The 21,343-nt window shown below is 67.3% G+C and carries 16 protein-coding genes; 11 read left to right on the top strand and 5 right to left on the bottom strand.

What is annotated here, in order from left to right; genetic code table 11:
* Nucleotides 1–102: 102 nt before the first annotated feature.
* Nucleotides 103–1,302, bottom strand: a complete 1,200-nt coding sequence (locus ACQ5BL_RS25570; protein ID WP_243808217.1) for an NAD(P)/FAD-dependent oxidoreductase — start codon at nt 1,300–1,302, stop codon at nt 103–105.
* Nucleotides 1,303–1,439: 137 nt separating this feature from the next.
* Here ACQ5BL_RS25570 and ACQ5BL_RS25565 point away from each other — a divergent pair, with 137 nt between their 5' ends.
* Entirely contained in the window at nt 1,440–2,939 is a 1,500-nt protein-coding gene (locus tag ACQ5BL_RS25565) for a PLP-dependent aminotransferase family protein (RefSeq protein WP_243808216.1), read from the top strand.
* A 118-nt stretch (nt 2,940–3,057) separates the two neighbouring features.
* Here the strand turns inward: ACQ5BL_RS25565 and katG are convergent, their stop codons facing one another.
* Together katG and mqo are read right to left on the bottom strand one after the other, a co-directional pair.
* Nucleotides 3,058–5,244 carry a catalase/peroxidase HPI gene (katG, locus tag ACQ5BL_RS25560; RefSeq protein WP_243808215.1) on the bottom strand — a complete coding sequence of 729 codons (2,187 nt, stop codon included), beginning with the start codon at nt 5,242–5,244 and terminating at the stop codon, nt 3,058–3,060.
* A 242-nt stretch (nt 5,245–5,486) separates the two neighbouring features.
* Nucleotides 5,487–7,121, bottom strand: coding sequence for a malate dehydrogenase (quinone) (gene mqo / locus ACQ5BL_RS25555; protein WP_243808214.1), 1,635 nt, complete (start codon nt 7,119–7,121; stop codon nt 5,487–5,489).
* A 465-nt stretch (nt 7,122–7,586) separates the two neighbouring features.
* On the opposite strand from mqo, the gene ACQ5BL_RS25550 reads away from it, so the two are divergent.
* The 8 genes from ACQ5BL_RS25550 (at nt 7,587) to ACQ5BL_RS25515 (ending at nt 15,132) form a co-directional block, all read left to right on the top strand.
* Nucleotides 7,587–8,336 (top strand): GntR family transcriptional regulator, encoded by a 750-nt coding sequence (locus tag ACQ5BL_RS25550; RefSeq protein ID WP_207887635.1) that lies wholly within the window; start codon nt 7,587–7,589, stop codon nt 8,334–8,336.
* Nucleotides 8,333–10,084 (top strand): fumarate reductase/succinate dehydrogenase flavoprotein subunit, encoded by a 1,752-nt coding sequence (locus tag ACQ5BL_RS25545; RefSeq protein WP_243808213.1) that lies wholly within the window; start codon nt 8,333–8,335, stop codon nt 10,082–10,084. The genes ACQ5BL_RS25550 and ACQ5BL_RS25545 overlap by 4 nt, the downstream gene beginning before the upstream one ends.
* A 256-nt stretch (nt 10,085–10,340) precedes the next feature.
* A complete protein-coding gene (locus ACQ5BL_RS25540; RefSeq protein WP_207887633.1) occupies nt 10,341–10,586 on the top strand; it encodes a 4Fe-4S dicluster domain-containing protein in 246 nt (81 codons plus the stop codon).
* Between the two features lie 206 nt (nt 10,587–10,792).
* Nucleotides 10,793–12,199 (top strand): ABC transporter substrate-binding protein, encoded by a 1,407-nt coding sequence (locus ACQ5BL_RS25535; RefSeq protein ID WP_243808212.1) that lies wholly within the window; start codon nt 10,793–10,795, stop codon nt 12,197–12,199.
* Nucleotides 12,200–12,249: 50 nt separating this feature from the next.
* Nucleotides 12,250–13,038, top strand: a complete 789-nt coding sequence (locus ACQ5BL_RS25530) for an ABC transporter permease (protein ID WP_243808211.1) — start codon at nt 12,250–12,252, stop codon at nt 13,036–13,038.
* Nucleotides 13,035–13,883 (top strand): ABC transporter ATP-binding protein, encoded by an 849-nt coding sequence (locus tag ACQ5BL_RS25525; RefSeq protein WP_243808210.1) that lies wholly within the window; start codon nt 13,035–13,037, stop codon nt 13,881–13,883. The genes ACQ5BL_RS25530 and ACQ5BL_RS25525 overlap by 4 nt, the downstream gene beginning before the upstream one ends.
* Entirely contained in the window at nt 13,880–14,851 is a 972-nt protein-coding gene (locus ACQ5BL_RS25520) for a HEAT repeat domain-containing protein (protein ID WP_430293330.1), read from the top strand. Before ACQ5BL_RS25525 ends, ACQ5BL_RS25520 begins: the two co-directional genes overlap by 4 nt.
* Nucleotides 14,848–15,132, top strand: a complete 285-nt coding sequence (locus ACQ5BL_RS25515) for a DUF971 domain-containing protein (RefSeq protein WP_243808208.1) — start codon at nt 14,848–14,850, stop codon at nt 15,130–15,132. Before ACQ5BL_RS25520 ends, ACQ5BL_RS25515 begins: the two co-directional genes overlap by 4 nt.
* A gap of 136 nt (nt 15,133–15,268) precedes the next feature.
* On the opposite strand, the gene ACQ5BL_RS25510 is transcribed toward ACQ5BL_RS25515, so the two are convergent.
* Nucleotides 15,269–16,042 (bottom strand): ABC transporter ATP-binding protein, encoded by a 774-nt coding sequence (locus tag ACQ5BL_RS25510; protein ID WP_243808207.1) that lies wholly within the window; start codon nt 16,040–16,042, stop codon nt 15,269–15,271.
* 131 nt (nt 16,043–16,173) lie between these two features.
* Here ACQ5BL_RS25510 and ACQ5BL_RS25505 point away from each other — a divergent pair, with 131 nt between their 5' ends.
* Nucleotides 16,174–16,512: a hypothetical protein gene (locus ACQ5BL_RS25505; RefSeq protein WP_243808206.1), complete on the top strand. Its 339-nt coding sequence runs from the start codon at nt 16,174–16,176 to the stop codon at nt 16,510–16,512.
* Between the two features lie 46 nt (nt 16,513–16,558).
* On the opposite strand, the gene ACQ5BL_RS25500 is transcribed toward ACQ5BL_RS25505, so the two are convergent.
* A complete protein-coding gene (locus tag ACQ5BL_RS25500; RefSeq protein ID WP_243808205.1) occupies nt 16,559–19,201 on the bottom strand; it encodes a LuxR C-terminal-related transcriptional regulator in 2,643 nt (880 codons plus the stop codon).
* Between the two features lie 307 nt (nt 19,202–19,508).
* Between ACQ5BL_RS25500 and ACQ5BL_RS25495 the strand changes: the two genes are divergently transcribed.
* Nucleotides 19,509–21,311, top strand: a complete 1,803-nt coding sequence (locus ACQ5BL_RS25495) for an acyl-CoA dehydrogenase (protein WP_243808204.1) — start codon at nt 19,509–19,511, stop codon at nt 21,309–21,311.
* The last annotated feature ends 32 nt before the right edge of the window (nt 21,312–21,343 follow it).

The raw sequence follows: 21,343 nt of genomic DNA, 5'->3' as shown, positions 1-21,343 counted from the left end.
ACGCTAAACGGGCTTCAATTGATGGTAAAAGCGGCTCTCCCGCAAGCAACAAGAGCCGTACGCTTTCGCGTGCGGCTCCCGGCCTTGCTTGACCCGCGGTGATCACGCCACCACGGGAATCAGCGGATCGGCCGCCGCCAGCGCCACCGCGCGGTCGGCCGCCGGCGGGTAGATCCACTGGGTGTTGATCTGGGTCTTGAGCTGCTTGCCCTCCTCCCCGGTCAGCTTGATCTGGCGGTCCCAGCCCTCGGTGTACACCGCGCCCCAGCTCCCCAGGTCCAGGCAGGTGACGTACTTGGGCTGGCTGTAGGGAATCGGCTCGACGCCCAGCAGGTCGGCGGCGGCGTTGTTGCCGGCCGAGCGACCCAGGGAAATGGCGTGCTGGCAGGTCATCAGCGCGTAGTTGCCCAGGTCGTCCGTCGCCGCGTAGGCGGTATCGCCGGTGGCGTAGATCCGCTCCTGGCCCAGCACCTTGAGGTTGCGGTCCACGTGCAAACGGCCACGGGGATCGCGCGGCGCGTCGATCTGCGCGGTGAGCGGCGAGGCTTTCACCCCGGCGGCCCAGATCACCGTGCGGGTATCGATGCGCTCGCCATTGGCCAGGGTCACGCCCTGCTCGTCCACCGAGCTCACCGGCGCACCCAGGCGCCACGACACACCGAGGGTTTCGCTGGCATGGGCGATGATCTCGGCGATCGAATCGCCCATGGCCGCGCCGATGCGCTGGCCCGGATCGACGATGATCACCTGCACCTCGGTGCTCTCACCGAGAATCGCCCGCAGCCGGCCGGGCATCTCGGTGGCCGTCTCGATGCCGGTGAATCCGCCGCCCACGACGACCACGGTGTTGCGTGCCGGGCTGTCCGGCAGTTCGGCCAATGCGTGCAGGTGTTCTTCCAGCTTCAGCGCCGACTCCAGGCTGTCCACGTCGAAGGTATGACGCGAGATGCCGGCGGAGGCCGGGCGGGCCACTTCGCTGCCGGCCGCCAGCACCAGGCGATCGTATGCCAGCTCACCCTGGCCATTGGCGCCGTTGTAGCGGACGCGCCGAGCCTGGCTGTCGATGCCAGTGGCGCTGCCCTGGACAAAGTTCACGCCAACCGCCGCGAACAGCTCACCCAGCGGCGCGGTGGTGCCGGCCACGTTGTGCTCGTAGAAGCGCGGACGGATGCGCAGTTCGGCCTGCGGCGCGAGCAGCGTGACGTCCACGTCCGCGCCCTGCTGGTCGAGCAGGCGTACTGCGCTGAGGGCACTCCAGAGGCCACCGAATCCGGCGCCGATGATCAGGATCTGTTGTTTCATGATGTGCTCCAGAAAGAGGTCGTGGGGGAAGCTCACCGGCCGGGTGCCGGACTACGGGGTGGATTGTGCAGGCGAGGATGGCCAGCGTATTGATCCAATTCCGCCTAACATGACTGATCCACTTCGAGGCCCCGGTCATGTCCGCCAACAAGAACGCTCCCCTGGTCGTTTCCCTTCCGCTCGGCGCCCCGGAACCGGGCGTCACCCTGCAGCGCTGGCTGTACGAGGCGCTGCGCGAAGCCATCCTCGGCGGACGCCTGCCCGGCGGCAGCACGCTGCCCAGCAGCCGTGCACTGGCGGCGCACTATTCGGTTGCTCGGGGCACGGTACAGGCGGCCTACCAGCAGCTACTCTCCGAGGGCTACCTGCAATCGCGCACCGGCAGCGGCACCCAGGTCAGCGAAGTGCTGCCCGATGCGACCCTGAACAGCGGCTATGTACGACGCAGGATCACGCCAACCGCCGAAATGCCCGCCCCGCTGCCGGACACGCCCTGGATCGAACGCCTGAACGCCATCACCCCGATCTTCGCCCGACGCAGCATTACCCCGGGGCTGCGACCGTTCTTCCCCCACCGTGGCGATGTCGGCGCCTTCCCGGTGGACCTGTGGCGCAAGCTCCACCTGCACCAGCTGCGCAGCTCCAGGTTGCCGGCCCTGCTGGACGGCGACCCGGCCGGCCTTCCGGCCTTGCGCGAAGCCGTCGCCAGTTACCTGGCCATCGCCCGTGGCGTGCAGGTCTCCGCCGACTGCATCGTCATTCTCGGCAGCGTGCAGCAGGGGCTGGACCTGTGCCTGCGGCTGCTGGTCCCACCGGGGGAAAAGGTCTGGATGGAAGATCCCGGCTACCCCGGCGCCCGCCAGTTGATGGAGATCTCCGGCATCGCGCGGGTGGATGTCCCGGTGGACCGCGACGGCCTGCGGGTGGATGACGGTATTCGCCTGGCCCCCGATGCCCGCCTGGCCTACGTCACGCCTTCGCGGCAGGCGCCGCTGGGCGGCGAGATGTCCCCGGCGCGCCGGCTCGCCTTGCTGGACTGGGCCACTCGGCGGCGCGCCTACGTGTTCGAAGACGACTACGACAGCGAATTCCGCTTCATCGCCAAGCCCATTCCGGCGCTGCGCTCGATGCCGGGCGCGAGCAGCTCGGTGATTCTCGCCGGCACCTTCAGCAAGCTGCTGTTCCCGGCGATCCGCCTGGCCTACCTGGTGCTGCCTGCGCAACTGGTGGAAAGCTTCACCCGCGCCGTCGCCCTCACCTCCCGGCACGCCAACAGCCTGGGCCAGGCGGTGCTGGCCGACTTCATCAGCGAGGGGCATTTCGACCGCCACGTGCGGCGCATGCGCAAGCTCTACGCTTCGCGGGCAGAAGCCTTCGCCGACGCCGCCGAACGCCACTGGCGCGGGCTGATCCGGGTGCCGGAAATCCGCGCCGGCCTGGATATTGCCGTCGAGCTGGAACTGGACGACGAAGCCGCCGCCCACGGCAGGATCGCCGCGGCGGGTATCGATCTGCTGCCACTGGCGCGCTACTGCACCCAGCCCCGTGCGCCGGGACTGGTAATGGGGTTTGCGCCCTATGACGAAGCGTCGATCCAGGCCGCCGCAGAGACGCTGGGGCAGGCCTTGCGAAGCTGAGCGGTGAACAGGCGTACAGTCCGCGCCGATCCCTGGGTTGCGAGTTGACGGCAGGCAGGGAAAACAGAACGCCCCGCGAGACGGATACCGCTCGCGGGGCGTTGTTTTTTACCGAGGATCAGCGCAGGTCGAAGCGATCCAGGTTCATCACCTTGGTCCAGGCCCTGACGAAGTCGTCGACGAACTTCTGCCCCGAATCACTGCAGGCATAGACCTCCGCCAGTGCGCGCAGCTGAGCGTTGGAGCCGAACACCAGGTCGATGCGGGTGCCGGTCCACTTCACGTCGCCGCTCTTGCGGTCGCGGCCTTCGTAGAGGTCGTTGGCGGACGAGGTCGGTTTCCACACCGTGCCCATGTCCAGCAGGTTGACGAAGAAGTCGTTGCTCAGGGTGCCCGGGCGGCTGGTGAACACGCCGTGCGGCGACTGCCCGACGTTGGCGCCCAGCACGCGCAGGCCGCCGACCAGGACGGTCATTTCCGGGGCGGTCAGGGTCAGCAGCTGGGCCTTGTCCACCAGCAGGTGCTCCGGCAGGACCGGGTACCTGGCCTTGAGGAAGTTGCGGAAGCCATCGGCGCGCGGTTCCAGCATGCCGACCGATTCCACGTCGGTCTGGTCCTGCCTGGCGTCCATGCGGCCCGGCGCGAAAGGTACGCTCGCGCTGTGGCCGGCATCCTTGGCCGCCTTCTCGATGGCGGCCCCGCCAGCCAGCACGATCAGGTCGGCCAGGGAGACTTTCTTGCCGCCGGAGGCGGACGTGTTGAAGTCGGCCTGGATGCCTTCGAGCACCTTGAGCACCTTGGCCAGCTGTTCCGGCTGGTTGACCGGCCAGTCCTTCTGCGGTGCCAGGCGGATGCGCGCGCCGTTGGCACCGCCACGCTTGTCCGAGCCCCGGAAGGTGGATGCCGAAGCCCAGGCGGTGGAGACCAGTTCAGCGACGCTGAGCCCCGAGGCCAGCACCTTGGCCTTGAGCGCGGCGACGTCGTTGGCGTCCACCAGCGGGTGGTCGACGGCAGGGATCGGGTCCTGCCAGATCAGTTCTTCGGCGGGGACTTCCGGCCCCAGGTAGCGGGCACGCGGGCCCATGTCGCGGTGGGTCAGCTTGAACCAGGCGCGGGCGAAGGCGTCGGCCAGTTCGTCGGGGTTCGCGTGGAAGCGCCGGGAGATCTTTTCGTAGATCGGGTCGGTGCGCAGCGAGATGTCGGTGGTGAGCATGGTCGGACCACGGCGCTTGTTCGGGTCGAACGGGTCCGGGATGCTGCCGGCCCCGGCACCATGCTTGGGCTGCCACTGGTGGGCGCCGGCCGGGCTCTTGGTCAGTTCCCATTCGTAGCCGAACAGGTTCCACAGGAAATTGTTGCTCCATTTGGTCGGGGTGGAGGTCCAGACCACTTCCAGGCCACTGGTGATGGCATCGGCGCCGACGCCGGTCTGGTAGCTGCTGCGCCAGCCCAGGCCCTGCTCTTCCAGGGGCGCGGCTTCGGGGTCGGCGCCGACGTTGTCGGCCGGGCCCGCGCCGTGGGTCTTGCCGAAGGTATGACCGCCGACGATCAGCGCCACGGTCTCTTCGTCGTTCATCGCCATGCGCCCGAAGGTTTCGCGGATGTCGACGGCGGCGGCCAGCGGGTCGGGGTTGCCGTTGGGGCCTTCCGGGTTCACGTAGATCAGGCCCATCTGCACGGCGGCCAGCGGGTTTTCCAGGTCGCGGTCGCCGGTGTAGCGCTCGTCGCCCAGCCAGGTTTTCTCGTCGCCCCAGTACACGTCCATGTCCGGTTCCCACACGTCTTCACGGCCACCGGCGAAGCCGAAGGTCTTGAAGCCCATGGACTCCAGCGCAACGTTGCCGGTGAGGACGATCAGGTCGGCCCAGGACAGCTTGTTGCCGTACTTCTGCTTGATCGGCCAGAGCAGCCGGCGGGCCTTGTCCAGGCTGACGTTGTCCGGCCAGCTGTTGAGCGGGGCGAAGCGCTGTTGGCCACGCCCGGCGCCACCCCGGCCGTCGCCGATGCGGTAGGTGCCGGCGGCGTGCCAGGCCATGCGGATGAACAGCGGGCCGTAGTGGCCGAAGTCGGCCGGCCACCACTCCTGGGAGTCGGTCATCAGGGCCGTCAGGTCCTTCTTCACCGCATCCAGGTCGAGGCTTTTGAAGGCCTCGGTGTAGTTGAAGGACTCCTCCATCGGGTTGGACTTGGAGGAATGCTGGTGGAGCAGGTCCAGCCTCAGCTGGTTCGGCCACCAGTCTCGGTTCGTGGTGCCGCCGCCAGCGGTGTGGTTGAACGGGCAGCTGGCTTTTTTCTCGTCACTCATCACAGGCTCCTCGTCTGCGCCCATCCAATGGCGCTGTGGCTTCGCTTGACCTTGAGAAGATAGATCAAACGAGCCGCTGCGCTATGAGCGATCCATTGGACTTATCGATCGGCCCCTGCGGTAAAAGGCTATAAAGGCTGCAGGGTGCGGAGCAGAGCGTCGCGAGCAGAGCCGTTCGTCTACAAAGGAGGCGCTGAAATGAACAGCGGGGCATCGAGCGCCCCGCTGTTCATCGGCATGGCTCAGAGCGCCATGTCGTTGGCGGCCTTCTCCGCCGGTGCGGCAGCGGCGGGCTGCACGGCGGGGGCTGGGTCGATGGCCGGCGGCGGGTCCAGTTGCAGGACTTCGCTGGTGTAGGCCCACTCCTGCTGGGTCTTCTCCGGGCTGTCGTTCAGCTTGGTGCCATAGCTCGGGACGATCTGGTGGACCTTGGCCTGCCACTCGGGGGTGGCGAGTTTGTCCTTGAACACCTTCTCCAGCACGCTGAGCATGATCGGCGCGGCGGTGGAAGCGCCCGGCGAAGCACCGAGCAGGCCGGCGATGCTGCCGTCGGCGGAAGCGACGATCTCGGTGCCGAGCTTCAGCACGCCGCCCTTGTCGGCGTCACGCTTGATGATCTGCACGCGCTGGCCGGCCTGCCACAGGCGCCAGTCTTCGGCCTTGGCTTCCGGGAAGTACTCGCGCAGCGCGGCAAGACGGTCGGCGTCGGAGAGCATCAGCTGGCCGGCGAGGTATTCCACCAGCGGGTACTCGTCGATGCCCACGCGGGTCATTGGCCAGACGTTGTGCACGTTGGTGCTGGCCAGCAGGTCGAGGTAGGAACCTTCCTTGAGGAACTTGGTGGAGAAGGTGGCGAAGGGCCCGAACAGGATCACGCGCTTGCCATCGAGCACGCGGGTGTCCAGATGCGGCACGGACATCGGCGGTGCGCCGACCGACGCCTTGCCGTAGGCTTTGGCCAGGTGCTGCTGGGCGATGGTCGGGTTCTCGGTGACCAGGAACGAGCCGCCCACCGGGAAGCCGGCGTAATCCTTGGCCTCTTCGATGCCGGATTTCTGCAGCAGGCGCAGCGCGCCACCGCCGGCGCCGATGAAGACGAATTTGGCGTCGGTCCGGGTGACGCTGCCGTCCTTGAGGTTCTTGTACTCGACGCGCCAGGAGCCGTCGTCGTTGCGGGTGATGTTCTCCACCTCGCTGGACAGCTTCATGGCGAAGTTCGGCTGGCTCTGCAGGTAGCCGGCGAACTGGCGGGTGATCTCGCCGAAGTTGACGTCGGTGCCCAGCGGCGACCAGGTGGCGGCGACTTTCTGCGCGGGGTCGCGGCCCTGCATCATCAGCGGCACCCATTTGGCGATCTGCGCCGGGTCCTCGGAGTACTGCATGCCGCGGAACAGCGGGCTGGCCTGCAGCGCCTCATGGCGCTTCTTCAGGAAGGCGACGTTGTCATCACCCCAGACGAAGCTCATGTGCGGCGTGGAGTTGATGAAGGAACGCGGGTTCTTCAGCACGCCGTTCTTCACCTGCCAGGCCCAGAACTGGCGGGAGACCTGGAAGGATTCGTTGATCTCGATGGCCTTGGCGATGCTGACCTTGCCGTCCTTGTCTTCCGGCGTGTAGTTCAGTTCGGCCAGCGCGGAGTGGCCGGTGCCGGCGTTGTTCCAGCCGTTGGAGCTTTCCAGGGCGACGCCGTCCAGGCGCTCGACCATCTCCATCGACCAGCCCGGCTCCAGCTCGTTGAGCCAGACGCCCAGAGTGGTGCTCATGATGCCGCCGCCAATCAGCAGCACATCGACCTTCTTCGATTCGGCCGCAAAGGCCGGCGCGCAATTCACTGCCAAGGCGAGGCCCAGCAGCGCCCCGCTCACTTTCTTGATCATTGGAGAGTTTCTCGTCGTTAGGGCTTGGCCTGCCCCACCGGCGTCATGCAGCGTGAAGGCCCGGGCTCGTGGGAAGCCAGGGCGACAGTACGACGGGATGGAATCAGGGCTCAGTTCCCCGCTCCGCCGGCTCTGGGGCCGGTTCGATGAAGCGGGGGACACGTCCTGCGCAGAGAGACACGCAAAGCCTTCGGCTTTGGCTTTTGTTGTGGGAGGGATGCATGGTCTGCTGAAACGTTTGCGCATTCTATAGAAACAGCACGGCTTCACCAACCGTTGTGCTCGGTTATCCGGCGTAGCCCGGCCATTCGCGGGCATTTCTGCCCGCTCCTGAATCACTGCATGACGAATTCGGAAATCACCGGCAGCGCTCTACCGCCGCATAACCTTATGCAAATTCGTTCCTTCATATCGATCAGTTATTCCACCTATAGTCACTTAACTCGTCATAACAAGTAATGACTCATGGCCGAACTACTCCCACTCTCCCCCGTGCCGTTGTACAGCCAGCTCAAGGAGCTGCTGCGCACCCGCATCCTCGACGGCACCTATCCGCCGCTCAGCCGCATGCCCTCCGAGGCCGAGCTGGGCAAGGCCTTCGAGGTCAGCCGCATCACCGTGCGCCAGGCGCTGGGCGACCTGCAGAAGGAAGGGCTGATCTTCAAGATCCACGGCAAGGGCACCTTCGTCGCCAAGCCCAAGGCGTTCCAGAACGTCAGCACCTTGCAGGGCCTGGGCGAATCCATGAGCCAGCGCGGCTATGAAGTGATCAACCGCCTGCGCAGCTTCAAGGTCGTCCCCGCGGATGCCCAGGTCGCCGCTCGGCTGCAGGTGGCCGAGGGCGCGAACGTGGTGCAGATCAAGCGTGCCCGCCTGGTGAACCGCGAGCTGGTATCGCTGGAGATCACCTGGCTGCCCGAGGCCATCGGCAAACGGCTGGAAAAGGCCGACCTGGTCAGCCGCGACATCTTCCTGATCCTGGAGAACGACTGCGCCCTGCCCCTGGGCCACGCCGACCTCGCCATCGACGCCATCCTCGCCGACGCCGAGCTGGCCGGCGCGCTGGAAGTGCAGGAAGGCTCGCCGGTGATGCGCATCGAGCGCCTCACCCACACCGCCGACGGCACGCCGCTGGACTACGAACACCTCTACTACCGCGGCGATGCCTTCCAGTACCGCCTACGCATCGACCGTCACAAGGGACAGCATCAATGAGCCAGTTCGACCTTTCCCAGGTTCCCGAGGACAAGGAACTCGCCTACGACATCGTGGTGATCGGCGGCGGCACCGCCGGCCCGATGGCCGCGATCAAGGCCAAGGAAGCCAACCGCGAGCTGCGCGTGCTGCTGGTGGACAAGGCCAACGTCAAGCGCAGCGGCGCCATCAGCATGGGCATGGACGGCCTGAACAACGCCATCATTCCCGGCCACGCCACGCCCGAGCAGTACACCAAGGAAATCACCGTCGCCAACGACGGCATCGTCAACCAGGCGGCGGTCTACGCCTACGCCACACACAGCTTCGAGACCCTGCAGCAGCTGGACCGCTGGGGCGTGAAGTTCGAGAAGGACGAGGTCGGCGACTACGCGGTGAAGAAGGTCCACCACATGGGCGCCTACGTGCTGCCGATGCCCGAGGGCCACGACATCAAGAAGGTGCTGTACCGCCAGCTCAAGCGCGCGCGCATCGAGATCACCAACCGCCTGGTGGTCACCCGCCTGCTCACCGATGCGGACGGCGCGGTCAACGGCCTGCTCGGCTTCGACTGCCGCACCGCGCAATTCCAGGTGATCCGCGCCAAGGCCGTGGTCCTGGCCTGCGGCGCCGCCGGCCGCCTGGGCCTGCCCTCCTCCGGCTACCTGATGGGCACCTACGAGAACCCCACCAACGCCGGCGACGGCTACGCCATGGCCTACCACGCCAGGGCGGAGCTGGCGAACCTGGAGTGCTTCCAGATCAACCCGCTGATCAAGGACTACAACGGCCCGGCCTGCGCCTACGTCACCGGCCCGCTGGGCGGCTACACCGCCAACAGCAAGGGCGAGCGCTTCATCGAGTGCGACTACTGGAGCGGCCAGATGATGTGGGAGTTCCACCAGGAACTCGAAGGCGGCAACGGCCCGGTATTCCTCAAGCTCGACCATTTGGCCGAGGAAACCATCCAGACCATCGAGGAAATCCTCCACAGCAACGAACGCCCCAGCCGTGGCCAGTTCCACGCCGGGCGCGGCACCGACTATCGCCAGCAGATGGTGGAAATGCACATCTCCGAGATCGGCTTCTGCTCCGGCCATTCGGCCTCGGGCGTGTGGGTCAACGAGAAGGCCGAGACCAGCGTCAAGGGCCTGTACTCGGCCGGCGACATGGCCGCCGTGCCGCACAACTATATGCTCGGCGCCTTCACCTACGGCTGGTTCGCCGGCGCCAACGCCGCGCAGTACGTGACCGGGCGCGAGTTCAGCCAGGTGGATACGGCGCAGGTCGAGCGCGAGCGCGAGCGCGTCTTCGCCCCGCTCAAACGCGAACACGGGCTGCCGCCGGCGCAGGTCGAGTACAAGCTGCGGCGGATGGTCAACGACTACCTGCAGCCGCCCAAGGTAACGAAGAAGATGGAGATCGGCCTGCAGCGCTTCGCCGAGATCGCCCGCGACCTCGACCAGCTCAAGGCCAACAACCCCCACGAGCTGATGCGCGCCATGGAAGTCAGCGTGATCCGCGACTGCGCCGAGATGGCCGCCCGCGCCTCGCTGTTCCGCACCGAAAGCCGCTGGGGCCTGTACCACCACCGCGTCGACTACCCGCTGCGCAACGACGCCGAGTGGTTCTGCCATGCGCACCTGAAGAAGGGCGAGGACGGCGCGATGACCAGTTTCAAGAAGCCCATCGAGCCCTACGTGATCGCGCTGGATGAGGATGAGCAGCAGGCTTACGAGAAGCTGCGGGTGAAGAGCGAGGCGGCTTGATAGATGGGACTGACGGCCCGAAAGGCCCCTCACCCTAACCCTCTCCCGGAGGGAGAGGGGACTGTCCTGAGCGGCGAATGGGTCGGAGCTCCCCGGCTGACTCAGTGCTTTCCAACCCCACCGAACGGCCCCCTCTCCCTCTGGGAGAGGGCTGGGGTGAGGGAAACCCCGAGCACCAGAACCACCCCAGCAACACCGAACAGAACCAGCCCGCCGCCACGACGGCCGGCAAGCAACACCATGAGGACCGCGTGCAATGGCCTACCAATCCCAGGAAATCTTCTTCCGCTCCAGCGCCCCGGTGACGGTGGACGAGGACAAGTGCATCGCCGACAAGGGCTGCACCGTCTGCGTCGAGGTCTGTCCGATGGACCTGCTGGCGATCAACCCCGCCACCCAGAAGGCCTACATGGCCTTCGACGAATGCTGGTACTGCATGCCCTGCGAGAAGGACTGCCCGACCGGCGCGGTGAAGGTCGAGATTCCCTATCTGCTCCGTTGAGCCGCGCACGACACCGCTTTTTGTAGGAGCGCGCCATGCGCGCGATCGCGGGCATGGCCCGCTCCTACAGGTGAACGCCGAGCGACGCCGATAACGGGATACGCCATCCGGCCCCACCGCCGGACGCCTGACGAACCGCCCCTCGTTTCCCACCGCAGACCCGCGGCGGAGACGATTCCAACACTCATGATTCGAGGGGAACCCCCATGACCTTGCGCACCACCCTGGCAGGCCTCGCGCTCGCCATTGCCAGCCTTTCCGCCCATTCGGAAACCATCCGAGTCGCCATCGGCACCCAGGACACCACCATCAACTGCGCCGCCGGCGGCCTGCTGATCCGCGAACTCGGCCTGCTCGACAAGTACCTGCCCCACGACGGCCAGTACAAGGACGCGCAGTACGACGTGCAGTGGAAGAACTTCACCAGCGGCGCCCCGCTGACCAACGAGATGCTCGCCGGCAAGCTCGACTTCGGCGCCATGGCCGACTTCCCCGGCTCGCTCAACGGCGTCGCCCACGAGGCCGCCGGCAAGCGCAGCCTGTTCATCAGCGTGCTCTCGGGCAGCATCGAGGGCAGCGGCAACGGCATCGTCGTGCCTGCCGAGTCCAAGGTACAGTCGCTGGCCGAACTCAAGGGCCAGACCATCTCCGTGCCCTTCGCCTCCACCGCCCACGGCCTGCTGCTGCGCGCCATCGCGGCGCAGGGCTGGGACCCGGAGAAGGACGTCACCATCATCGCGCAGCCGCCGGAAGTCGCCGGCTCCGCCCTGCAGGCCAACAAGATCGCCGCCCACGCCGACTTCGTACCCTTCGCCGAGCTGTTCGAAAGCCGTGGCATCGCCCGCAAGATCTACGACGGCTCCCAGGCCAAGGCGCCGACCTTCCACGGTGCGCTGGTGGAAGCCGACTACGCGCAGAAGTACCCAGAAATCGTCGAGGCCTACCTGCGCGCAACCTACGAGGCCAACCAGCTGCTGGCCAAGGAGCCTGAGAAATACAGCGAGCTGATCGAGAAGGTCGCCGGCATTCCGGCCGAAGTGAACTACCTGTTCCACGGCCCGCTCGGCTTGCAGACCCGCGACCTGACCTGGAAGCCGGAGTACCGCCAGGCCGTGGCCACCGCCATCGACACCCTGAAGCTGCTGAAAAAGGCCGACCGCGGGCTGAACGTCGAGCAGTTCGTCGACGACCGTTACATCCGCGCCGCCTTCAAGGCCTCCGGCGCCGACTACGACGCCGCGCTTGCGAACTACGCGCAGCAGCCGCTGCTGGGCAACGATGCGCTGACCCACAAACCCATTAGCGACACCCGCAAGGTCGCGCAGATCTGGGTCCGTGGCGAGCCGAAGGTGCGCAGCTACGCCTCCGCCAAGGAAGCGCTGGGCCAACTGGCCGAACTCAAGCAACAGGGCAAGGACATCCGCGCGGTGTACGCCCAGGCCAGCGACAGCGGCATCAAGCTGCTCGCCGGACAGGCCTGGTTCGTGCGCGGGAAGGACGGCGCGCTGGATGCCTTCCTGCTGCGCGAACAGGCCGACGCCTTCGCCCGCCAGCACGGCGGAGAGGTCGCCGACTTCACCGCTGCCAGCCAGCAGGCCGTGGCCAGCCGCTGACCTGAAGACCAGCCCCGGCGCCTAACCGTCGGGGCTGCGGAGACAAGCCGATGAACAGCACCACCCTCACCCGCTGGAGCCTGCGCCTGGCCTCGCTGCTGGCCTGCCTCGCGCTCTGGCAGGTGCTCAGCACGCGCCACGTCGATCTTGGCGTGGTCACCTTCGCCAACGTGCCCGGCCCGCGTGACGTGCTCGATGCCGCCTGGAACCTCGCACAGTCGAGCAAGCTCGGCCGCCACCTGGGCAGCAGCCTGCTGCGGGTGCTCGCCGGTTACCTGCTGGCGGCAGTCGCCGGCATCCTCCTCGGGCTGCTCATCGGCCGTGGCCGCTGGGCGCGGGACAGCCTGTTGCCGCCGCTGGAAGTGCTGCGACCGATCCCGGCGGTGGCGTGGATTCCGCTGGCGATCCTGATGTTCCCCAGCTCCGAGCTGTCGATGATCTTCATTACCTTCACCGGTGCGCTGTTCCCCATCCTGCTCAACACCATCCACGGCGTCGAAGCGGTGGACCCGCGCCTGCTCGCCTCCGCCCGCAGCCTCGGCGCCGGCCGCCTTGCGCTGCTGCGCGAGGTGGTGCTGCCAAGCGCCGCGCCGAGCATCGTCACCGGCCTGGCCATCGGCATGGGCACCTCCTGGTTCTGCCTGGTGACCGCCGAGATGATCTCCGGGCAATGGGGCATCGGCTACTACACCTGGGAGTCCTACACCTTGCAGAACTACCCCGACATCGTCGTCGGCATGCTGCTGATCGGCGTGCTCGGCATGGCCAGCAGCTTGCTGGTGCGCCAGCTCGGCGCCCTGGTCACGCCCTGGCAGCGCCAGGCCGGAGGCAAGCCATGAGCCTGCCCGCCAGCGCGCCGGGGCGCGTGCGCGTCGACGGCCTGTCGATCCACCTGGGCAATGGCCGCGACGCTTTCGAGGCCGTGCAATCCCTGAGTTTCGCCATCGAGCCGGGCGAGTTCGTCTGCGTGCTCGGCCCCTCCGGCTGCGGCAAATCCACCCTGCTCGGCGCCCTGGCCGGGCACCTGGCGCCCAGCGCCGGCCTGCTGGAAGTGGACGGCCAGACCGTCGCCGGCCCCTCCCCCGAGCGCGGCATGGTGTTCCAGCACCACACTCTGCTGCCCTGGCGGCGGGTGCGCGACAACGTCGCCTTCGGCCTGAAGATGCGAGACGTGCCCCGCGCCGAGCGCCACCGCCAGGCGGAAGAGATGCTCCAGCTGGTGGGCCTGAACGGCTTCGCCAATCGCTGGCCATCGCAGCTCTCCGGCGGCATGCAGCAACGCGTGGAAATCGCCCGCGTGCTGATCAATCAGCCGCGCCTGCTGCTGATGGACGAACCCTTCGGCGCCCTCGACGCGCAGACGCGAATGATGATGCAGGAGCTGCTGCTGGACATCTGGACGCGCCTGCGCACCAGCGTGCTGTTCATCACCCACGATATCGACGAGGCGCTGTTCCTCGCCGACCGCATCCTGGTGATGAGCCCGCGCCCCGGCCGCATCCTCGAAGACATCCGCCTCGACTTCCCGCGGCCGCGCCACGCCGACCTGCTCACCACGCCTGAATTCTCCCGGCTCAAGCGCCACTGCCTGGAACTGCTGCGCCACGAAGACGGCCGCCAGCTGCCACGCCTGACGCCACTGGGCCTGCCCACTCCACAACGGATACCGCGATTCGCCATATGACTACCTTCACTGTGAGCACCGACAACCCCGACATCCTCGACCTGCAACCGCGCCTGCAGGACACCGACGCCGGCGTGCGCCGCATCGCCCTGATCGAACTGGCCGACCTGGAAGAGCCCGACGGCCTGCCCTGGCTGGCCCATGCGCTGAACCATGACGACGCCGCCAACGTCCGCGCTGGAGCCGCGCGCCTGCTGGAGGCTTGGGAAGAGCCGGAAGTAGTGGACGCCCTCTGCCGGGCCCTGGCCGACAGCGACGAAGAAGTGCGCGAAGCCGCCGCCCAGAGCCTGAGCGAGCTGAAGACCGCCGAAGCCGGCGTGCGCCTGCTGCCGTGGGCGAGCCATGCCGATATCTTCGTCCGCCGCAGCGCCCTGCGTGCCCTGCGCGAATTGCGCCTGGAAGACGCCGCCGAACCGGCCCTGAATGCGCTGGAAGACAGCGACGCCGGCGTACGCCGCGAAGCCGTGGGCATCCTCGGCTGGCTCAAGCGCACCGACGCCCTGCCGCACCTGGCACGCCTGACCCGCGACGATCCGGACGCCGAAGTCCGCCGCGCCGCTGCCGGCGCCCTCGGTCTGGCCATCGATGCCAGCGTCCTGCCGGCCCTGCAGGCGGCGCTGGCCGACCCCGCCTGGCAGGTGCGCGAGGAAGCCGCCGGCACCCTCGGCAAACTGGCCCTGCCGGAAGCGGGAGAAGCGCTGGTGCGGGCACTGGAAGACGACTTCTGGCAGGTGCGCCTGCGTGCCGCCCGTTCGCTGGGCAAGCTGCGCTACCTGCCGGCGCTGGAAGGCCTGAAGGTGGTGCTTGGCCACGGCATCAGCAACCTGCGCAAGGAGGCCGCGCTGGCCCTGGGCGAACTGGGCAGCGGCGACGCCATCGACGCGCTGCGCAATGCCGAGCACGACGGCGATCCGGAAGTCCGCAAGGCGGTGCGCATCGCGCTCACGCAACTGGGGCAATCGGCATGAACACACCGGTCGCGCTGCACCGCTCCAGCGCCGACGGCGAGCTACGCATCCGCTGGGACGACGGCGTCGAACAGGGCATCGCCTTCGCCCGCCTGCGCGGCGCCTGCCCCTGCTCGCAGTGCCGGGCGGCGCGGCTGCAAGGGCGGATCGACCTGGTGCCGGCATCGGTGGCCTTGCAGGCAGTCAACCTGCAAGGCTATGGCGTGCAACTGGTGTTCGACGACGGCCACGACCGGGGTATCTACCCGTGGGAGTACCTGCGCGGTCTGGGGCCCCGATAATGGTTGGTCGGGTGCAATGCCGGGTTCGCGAGCAAGCTCGCTCCTACGAAAAGCGGGTCAGCCTATCCTGTAGGAGCGAGCTTGCTCGCGAACCGCACGACACGACGCCAATCACGGAAGAAATCCGCTCCTGCCATCAGGCATGCCAGCAGCGGTACCAGCCATCCTGCTCGGTGACTTTCAACGGCGCATGATAGAGCGCGGACAGATGCTCGCTGGTGAGGATGTCCGCCTTGGCGCCATCGGCCACCACCTTGCCCTCGGCGATCAGCACTACGCGCTCGATCTCCGGAATGATCTCGTCGATATGGTGGGTGGTGATGATCATGGCGTGTTCTTCGCCGCAGAAGCGTCGCAGCAGCTTGAGCATCTGCAGGCTGGCGCCCATGTCCAGGCCGTTGGCCGGCTCGTCGAGGATCAGCGCGCGGGGCTCATGGATCAGAGCGCGAGCCAGCAGCAGGCGGCGCTTCTGCCCGGTGGACAGGCGCTGGAACATGCGGTCCGCGTACCCGTCCATCTCCACGGTGGCGAGCAATTCGCGCGCCTTCGCGACCTGTTCCGGCGTGGGTTGCAGATGGCCGTGGCTGCCGATGGCGCCGAAGAAGCCGGAGATCACCACGTCCAGCGCCTGGGTGAAGGGTGTGTAGTCTTCCTGCAGGTCCTGGGAGACGAAGCCGATGCGGCTGCGCAGGTCCCAGAGGGTGACGTTCTGCAGGCCGAACAGGCTCAGCGAACTGCCCTCGCGCTCCACCGGGTAGAGTTCGCGGCTGATCAGCTTGAGCAGTGTGCTCTTGCCGGCGCCGTTGGGGCCGAGGATGGCGACTTTCTCGCCTTCGCCAATGTGCAGGGAAAAGCCGTCCAGCACGCGGGTCTGCTGCTGGTAGGCGGTGACGTTGTTGAAATCGATCATGCGGGTCATTCGTCGACGGTCAGGCGGGGGGACTGTTCTACCATGAGCGATGCCATGCTGTCTTAAGCGCCCCCTAACCAGAAGTGGCCAGCATGAGGTCCGCCTGTCTCCCATCCCAGGGGTACGTCGCGATGAACGACCCGGAAAAACCCTCGCTGGACGATGACATCTGCGTCCATATCTTCTCTGTCTCGGCCACCATGGTCGGGGTCTGCCTGACGGTCATCGGCATCATCCAGGTGATCATCACCCTGCACCAGAAGGACCTCATCATCGATGACCTGGTGACCGTGAACATGATCTTCTACCTGGTCTCCGCCTTCTGCTCCTACTGGAGCCTGCGCACCCACCGCACGCGGCGCGGTCGGCGGATGCTGCACGTCGCCGACACGGTGTTCCTGATCGCGCTGCTGTTCACCGCGCTCAATGCCGGCATCATCACCTGGATGATAAAGCTGACCCCGGCCTGAACCGTCGACCGCCAGCAAGCGGCCACTCCCTGTGGTGCCTTGGCGCTCAACGAGGGCCGCCGTTGCGCCGGGCGAACAGGATCGCCTCGTAACGGCTGGAAATGCCGAGCTTGGCGAAGATGTTGCGCAGGTTCCACTTTACCGTCTGCAGGCTCAGGTTCAGGGCCAGGGCGATACGCTTGTTGGACATCGACTGCTCCAGCAGTGCGAGGATTTCAACCTCGCGGGGCGTGAGCATGGGCGCATCGATGACCAGCGGCCCGCGTTCCGCGCTCGCCTCGGGCACCGGCGGCGCATCCTCGGCGGCCTGCGACACCAACCGGGCGAGGTAGCGGTCGAGCTCCGCTTGCCCCAGCGTCCCCAGCTTCGCCAGCAGCCGCAGCAGCGGCTCCCCCTCGTCGTGGAAGGTCCGCTGCAGGCCCATCCGGTACCCCTGCAGGAGCGCTTCGCGCAGGCACTCCCGCGCCTCCTCGTCGCGCCCCAGGTGCTCCAGCGCCAGGCCGCGAAGGATGGCACCGGCGACGCTCCAGGCGCCCCGTGCGTAGTCGCGGATCAGCCCCTGGATCGAGTCGAGCACCTGGATCGCCAGTTCGGGCTGTCCGCGAACCAGCACCAGGCGCGCCTTGGACAGGGCCGCCAGCACGCTCACCTCGGCGTGCTGCGGCGTTGCTATATGGGCCTGGCGCAGGTCTTCCAGGGCCGCGAGCAGAGGCTCCGCCCGGCGCCAGTCGCCGTCCAGGAGCAGCAGGCGAACCTGCTCGGCGAGCATGTTGGCCGCGCAACGGTCCAGCTCGCGCTCGCGGAAGTACTCCTCGCGCTGGCGCAGGTAATCCAGCGCCACAGTTCGGGGCTGCAGGCGCGCATGTGCCAGGGCGGCGACGATCATGTACTCCGGCACCGAGAAATGCAGGATGTCCAGGCGATTGGCCAGGGCCTCGTGGGCCGCCTCGTCGCGGCCGAATTCGCAATAGGCGAATGCCAGCAGCGCGGCGCAGTGGCAGGCGCTGACCGAGCGCCTGCCGTGGCTGCGTTCGGCCTTGGCCAGCGTGGTAAAGGCGATCTGTTCCAGCTCCAGCAACTGCCCCTCGAACAGGGCCACCAGGGCCGTGGAGGTTGCCCCGATCAGCGCCATCTCGTCGGTGCTGCCCCGCGCGGCCCGCGCGGCAGCGGAGTTCAGGTAGCGCCGCGCCGCCGCGTGGCGGCCCAGTCCGCTCAACGCAGGCACATAGAGGCTGGCCCGTACCTGCTCGAGGAAACTGTTGTTCAACGGCTCCTCGGCGATCGGCTCGAGCAGTTGCACGCACAGGGCGCCGTCGTCGCGCTGGGTGGCCAGGGCCGCCCGCAGCAACAGGACCTGATGGCGGCTCGCCAGGGCCTCGGGCAAGGTTTCGAAACGCTCCAGCCACGCCTCGGCCTGTGCGGTGCGCACGGTCATCACCGCGCCCCAGGCACCGAGCAGGAGCAAGGCCGGGTGACGCTCCAGCCGCTCCAGCGGCACCCGCTGCAGCCAGCGGACGAACTGGCCTAGGTGGCTGACGCTCTTCTGCGGCGGCTGCACCCGTTCCAGCAGGGCCACCAGGTAGTCGAGGTCGTCCATGGCCAGCGCGTGCTGCATGGCATCGCCCAGCAGCCCGACCTGCTCGAACCAGGCGGAGGCGCGCCGGTGCAACCCGGCCAGGTCGGCGCTGGAGGCTTTCAGGCGCTGATAGAGAAACTCCTGGAACATCGGATGGAAGCGGTACCACGGGGCTTCGTCGGGGATGTCAACCAGTTGCACGAAGAGGTTGCGCTCTTCGATGAGGCAGATGAAGCGCTCGGCGTCCTCGGAGCCGGTGATGTACCGGGCCACCTCGAGGTTGTAGCGACGCAGGATGGAGAGCTGCTGGAGAAAGCCCAGCATGTCCGCCGGCAGCCCGGCCAGCACGTCCTCGGCGAGGTATTCCGCCAGCCCCGGCGCGCCGGGCTGCAGGGCGACGGCGCGATCCTTGCGGCGGGGGTTGGCCTTCATCGACAGGGACAGCAGTTGCAGCCCGATCGGCCAGCCGTCTGCCTGCCCGTGCAGGCGATGTGCGGTGTCCTTGCCGATGGCCGGGTCCAGGTAGGCCTTGAGGAAGGCGTGGGATTCGGCGATGTCGAAGGTCAGGGCATCGCTGCCGATCTCGCACAGCTGGCCCATGGCACGCCAGCGCCCCAGCAGCAGAGGCGGGTCCCGGCGCGACGCCAGCACCAGGTGCAGGTTGGTCGGGGCGTTGTCGACCAGGGCCTGGACGACCGGCAGCACAGCGGAGGTTTCCGCCTGGTGGAAATCGTCGAGCAGCAGGTAGACCTCGTCGCCCCATTCCACCAGGGCGTTGATCAGGGGCGACACCAGGAAATGCGGATCGCCATCGATGCCACCGCCCTGCTCTGCCGGAATGCTCACTCCAGCGTGGCGCAGCGCGCCGGCCAGGTGCGGCACGAAGGTTTCAGCCTCGCCGTCGTCGGGCGTCACCGACATCCAGGCGACCGTCGCCCCCTCTTTCACCAGCATCTGTCGCCACTGCGCCAGCAGGGTCGATTTGCCGAAACCGGCCCCACCGATGATCAGGAACAACCGGCTCTCGCCGGCGGCCTGCAGCCGGCTGAGCAGATCCTCGCGAAACACCGCGCCGGGGCTTACCCGGGGCGGGGCAAACTTGGTACTGAGCATGGAATGTGGCCGTTGTCCGTATTGTTTTTCGGCCCGTCCGCCGGGACGGAGCAGCCCTCGCATAGTGATGAAGGGCTCTGGGCCTGTCCAGACAGGGTACCGGCGCAAGGCGCTGATTCAACCAGGGCGGGACCACGGTAGCAGTGCTGCAACCGTTTTGCCGGTCCACTCCCCTGGATGGCTATTCAACCACCCTTCGCCATGCCCCACCCCACTCCAGTCGAGTGGGGGATCGCGCCGGCCCACGCGCCTATCCTGCGGACACCTTTCACGCGGGCCAGCCCGCCTCCGCTCGACGAGACCGCGCATGACCCGTGCATTGCTCAACGAACGCGACCTGCGTTTCCAGCTCTACGAAGTGCTCGATACCCAGTCCCTGCTCCAGCGACCGCGCTATGCCGAGCACGACCGAGCGGTACTGGATGCCACCCTGGAAACCGCCCGCCAGCTCGCCAGCGACTATTTCGCGCCGCACAACCGCAAGGGCGACGAGCACGAGCCCACCTTCGACGGTGAGCGCGTGCAGCTGATCCAGGAAACCCAGCAGGCCTGGGACGCCTTCGCCGAGGCCGGCTTCCTCGCCGCCCACCACGACTATGCCGACGGCGGCCTGCAACTGCCCGAAGTCGTACTGCGCGCCTGCATGGCCTATTTCAATGCCGCCAATATCGCCACCCTGGGCTATTCCTTCCTCAGCATCGGCGCCACCAACCTGGTCAAGAGCTTCGCCAGCGACGCACTCAAGGCCCGCTACCTGCCGGCGATGCTGACCGGGCGTTTCAGCGGCACCATGGCGCTGACCGAGCCCGGCCAGGGGTCGGCGCTCGGCGACCTGCGCACCAGCGCACGCCCGGCGGGCGATGGCACCTACCGCGTCTTCGGGCAGAAGATGTTCATTTCCGGCGGCGACCACGAACTTACCGAGAACATCGTGCACATGGTCCTGGCCCGCATTGAGGGGGCGCCGGCCGGCACCCGCGGTATCTCGCTGTTCCTGGTGCCCAAGCGCCTGGTGAATGACGACGGCAGCTGCGGCGAGCGCAACGATGTGGCGTTGGCCGGCCTGCTGCACAAGATGGGCTACCGCAACACCACCTCCACCGTGCTCAACTTCGGCGAGCGCGACGGCGCCGTGGGCTATTTGATCGGCGAGGCTCACCAGGGCCTGGGCTACATGTTCCAGATGATGAACGAGGCCCGTGTCGGCGTCGGCCTGGGCGCCGCCGCGCTGGGCTATCAGAGCTTCGTCCACGCGCTGGACTATGCCCGCCAGCGCCCCCAGGGACGCCTGCCTGCCAGCAAGGACCCGTCCTCGCCACAGGTATCCATCATCGAGCACGCCGACGTGCGGCGCATGCTCCTGCAGCAGAAGGTCTACGCCGAAGGCAGCCTGAGCCTGTGCCTGTACGCCAGCAGCCTGGTGGAGGACAGCCATACCGCGCCGAGTCCGCAGCAGCGCCGCGACGCCGCCGAACTGCTCGATCTGCTGACGCCGGTAGTGAAGTCCTACCCGTCGCGCTACGGCCTGATCGCTTCGGACCTTGGCATCCAGGTGCTCGGCGGTGCCGGCTATACCCGTGAATACCCGCTGGAGCAGCTCTACCGCGACAACCGCCTGAACCCCATCCACGAGGGCACCGAAGGCATCCAGGCCATCGACCTGCTGGGCCGCAAGCTCGGTCCGCGCGGCGGCGACGGTTACCGCCTGTTCCTTGCCGAGGTCCGCCGCTGCCTGCTGCAGGCTGTCGATAGCTCCCAATGCGCCGGGCTGGCGGCAGAGCTGGGAGATGCCCTGGACCTGCTGGAACGGGTCACCCACGCATTGCGCGACCAGATCGGCGCGGACGCCACCCGTGGCCTGGCCAATGCCAGCGTCTACCTCGACCTGTTCGGCCGCGTGGTGGTCGGCTGGACCTGGCTGCGCCAGGCCCTGGTGGCCAGCACCGCGCTTGCCGAAGGCGCTGCCGGAGACGAGGCGGCCTTCTATCTGGGCAAGCTGCACGCTGCCCAATACTTCATGGCCTGGGAACTGGCGCCGCTGGGCGGCATGGCACGACTACTGATGGCGGGCGACAGCCTCGCCCTGGACATGCAGGACGCCTGGTTCTGAGTGGAACCGCGCACCTATCGGGAGCTATCGAC

This window comes from Pseudomonas sp. B1-22 (assembly GCF_050474425.1).
Taxonomy (GTDB): domain Bacteria; phylum Pseudomonadota; class Gammaproteobacteria; order Pseudomonadales; family Pseudomonadaceae; genus Pseudomonas.
The sequence above is the reverse complement of the archived record's forward strand: the minus strand, read 5'-3'. Positions and strand labels throughout refer to the sequence as shown.

What these genes read in the sequence shown, in the direction of transcription:
- ACQ5BL_RS25540 (WP_207887633.1), top strand. Translation starts at nt 10,341, where the DNA reads ATGGCCTACCAATCCCAGGAAATCTTCTTCCGCTCCAGCGCCCCGGTG.
- ACQ5BL_RS25545 (WP_243808213.1), top strand. Translation starts at nt 8,333, where the DNA reads ATGAGCCAGTTCGACCTTTCCCAGGTTCCCGAGGACAAGGAACTCGCC.
- ACQ5BL_RS25570 (WP_243808217.1), bottom strand. Translation starts at nt 1,302, where the DNA reads ATGAAACAACAGATCCTGATCATCGGCGCCGGATTCGGTGGCCTCTGG.
- ACQ5BL_RS25535 (WP_243808212.1), top strand. Translation starts at nt 10,793, where the DNA reads ATGACCTTGCGCACCACCCTGGCAGGCCTCGCGCTCGCCATTGCCAGC.
- ACQ5BL_RS25515 (WP_243808208.1), top strand. Translation starts at nt 14,848, where the DNA reads ATGAACACACCGGTCGCGCTGCACCGCTCCAGCGCCGACGGCGAGCTA.
- ACQ5BL_RS25500 (WP_243808205.1), bottom strand. Translation starts at nt 19,201, where the DNA reads ATGCTCAGTACCAAGTTTGCCCCGCCCCGGGTAAGCCCCGGCGCGGTG.
- mqo (WP_243808214.1), bottom strand. Translation starts at nt 7,121, where the DNA reads ATGATCAAGAAAGTGAGCGGGGCGCTGCTGGGCCTCGCCTTGGCAGTG.
- ACQ5BL_RS25505 (WP_243808206.1), top strand. Translation starts at nt 16,174, where the DNA reads ATGAACGACCCGGAAAAACCCTCGCTGGACGATGACATCTGCGTCCAT.
- ACQ5BL_RS25495 (WP_243808204.1), top strand. Translation starts at nt 19,509, where the DNA reads ATGACCCGTGCATTGCTCAACGAACGCGACCTGCGTTTCCAGCTCTAC.
- ACQ5BL_RS25565 (WP_243808216.1), top strand. Translation starts at nt 1,440, where the DNA reads ATGTCCGCCAACAAGAACGCTCCCCTGGTCGTTTCCCTTCCGCTCGGC.
- ACQ5BL_RS25510 (WP_243808207.1), bottom strand. Translation starts at nt 16,042, where the DNA reads ATGATCGATTTCAACAACGTCACCGCCTACCAGCAGCAGACCCGCGTG.
- ACQ5BL_RS25550 (WP_207887635.1), top strand. Translation starts at nt 7,587, where the DNA reads ATGGCCGAACTACTCCCACTCTCCCCCGTGCCGTTGTACAGCCAGCTC.
- ACQ5BL_RS25525 (WP_243808210.1), top strand. Translation starts at nt 13,035, where the DNA reads ATGAGCCTGCCCGCCAGCGCGCCGGGGCGCGTGCGCGTCGACGGCCTG.
- katG (WP_243808215.1), bottom strand. Translation starts at nt 5,244, where the DNA reads ATGAGTGACGAGAAAAAAGCCAGCTGCCCGTTCAACCACACCGCTGGC.
- ACQ5BL_RS25520 (WP_430293330.1), top strand. Translation starts at nt 13,880, where the DNA reads ATGACTACCTTCACTGTGAGCACCGACAACCCCGACATCCTCGACCTG.
- ACQ5BL_RS25530 (WP_243808211.1), top strand. Translation starts at nt 12,250, where the DNA reads ATGAACAGCACCACCCTCACCCGCTGGAGCCTGCGCCTGGCCTCGCTG.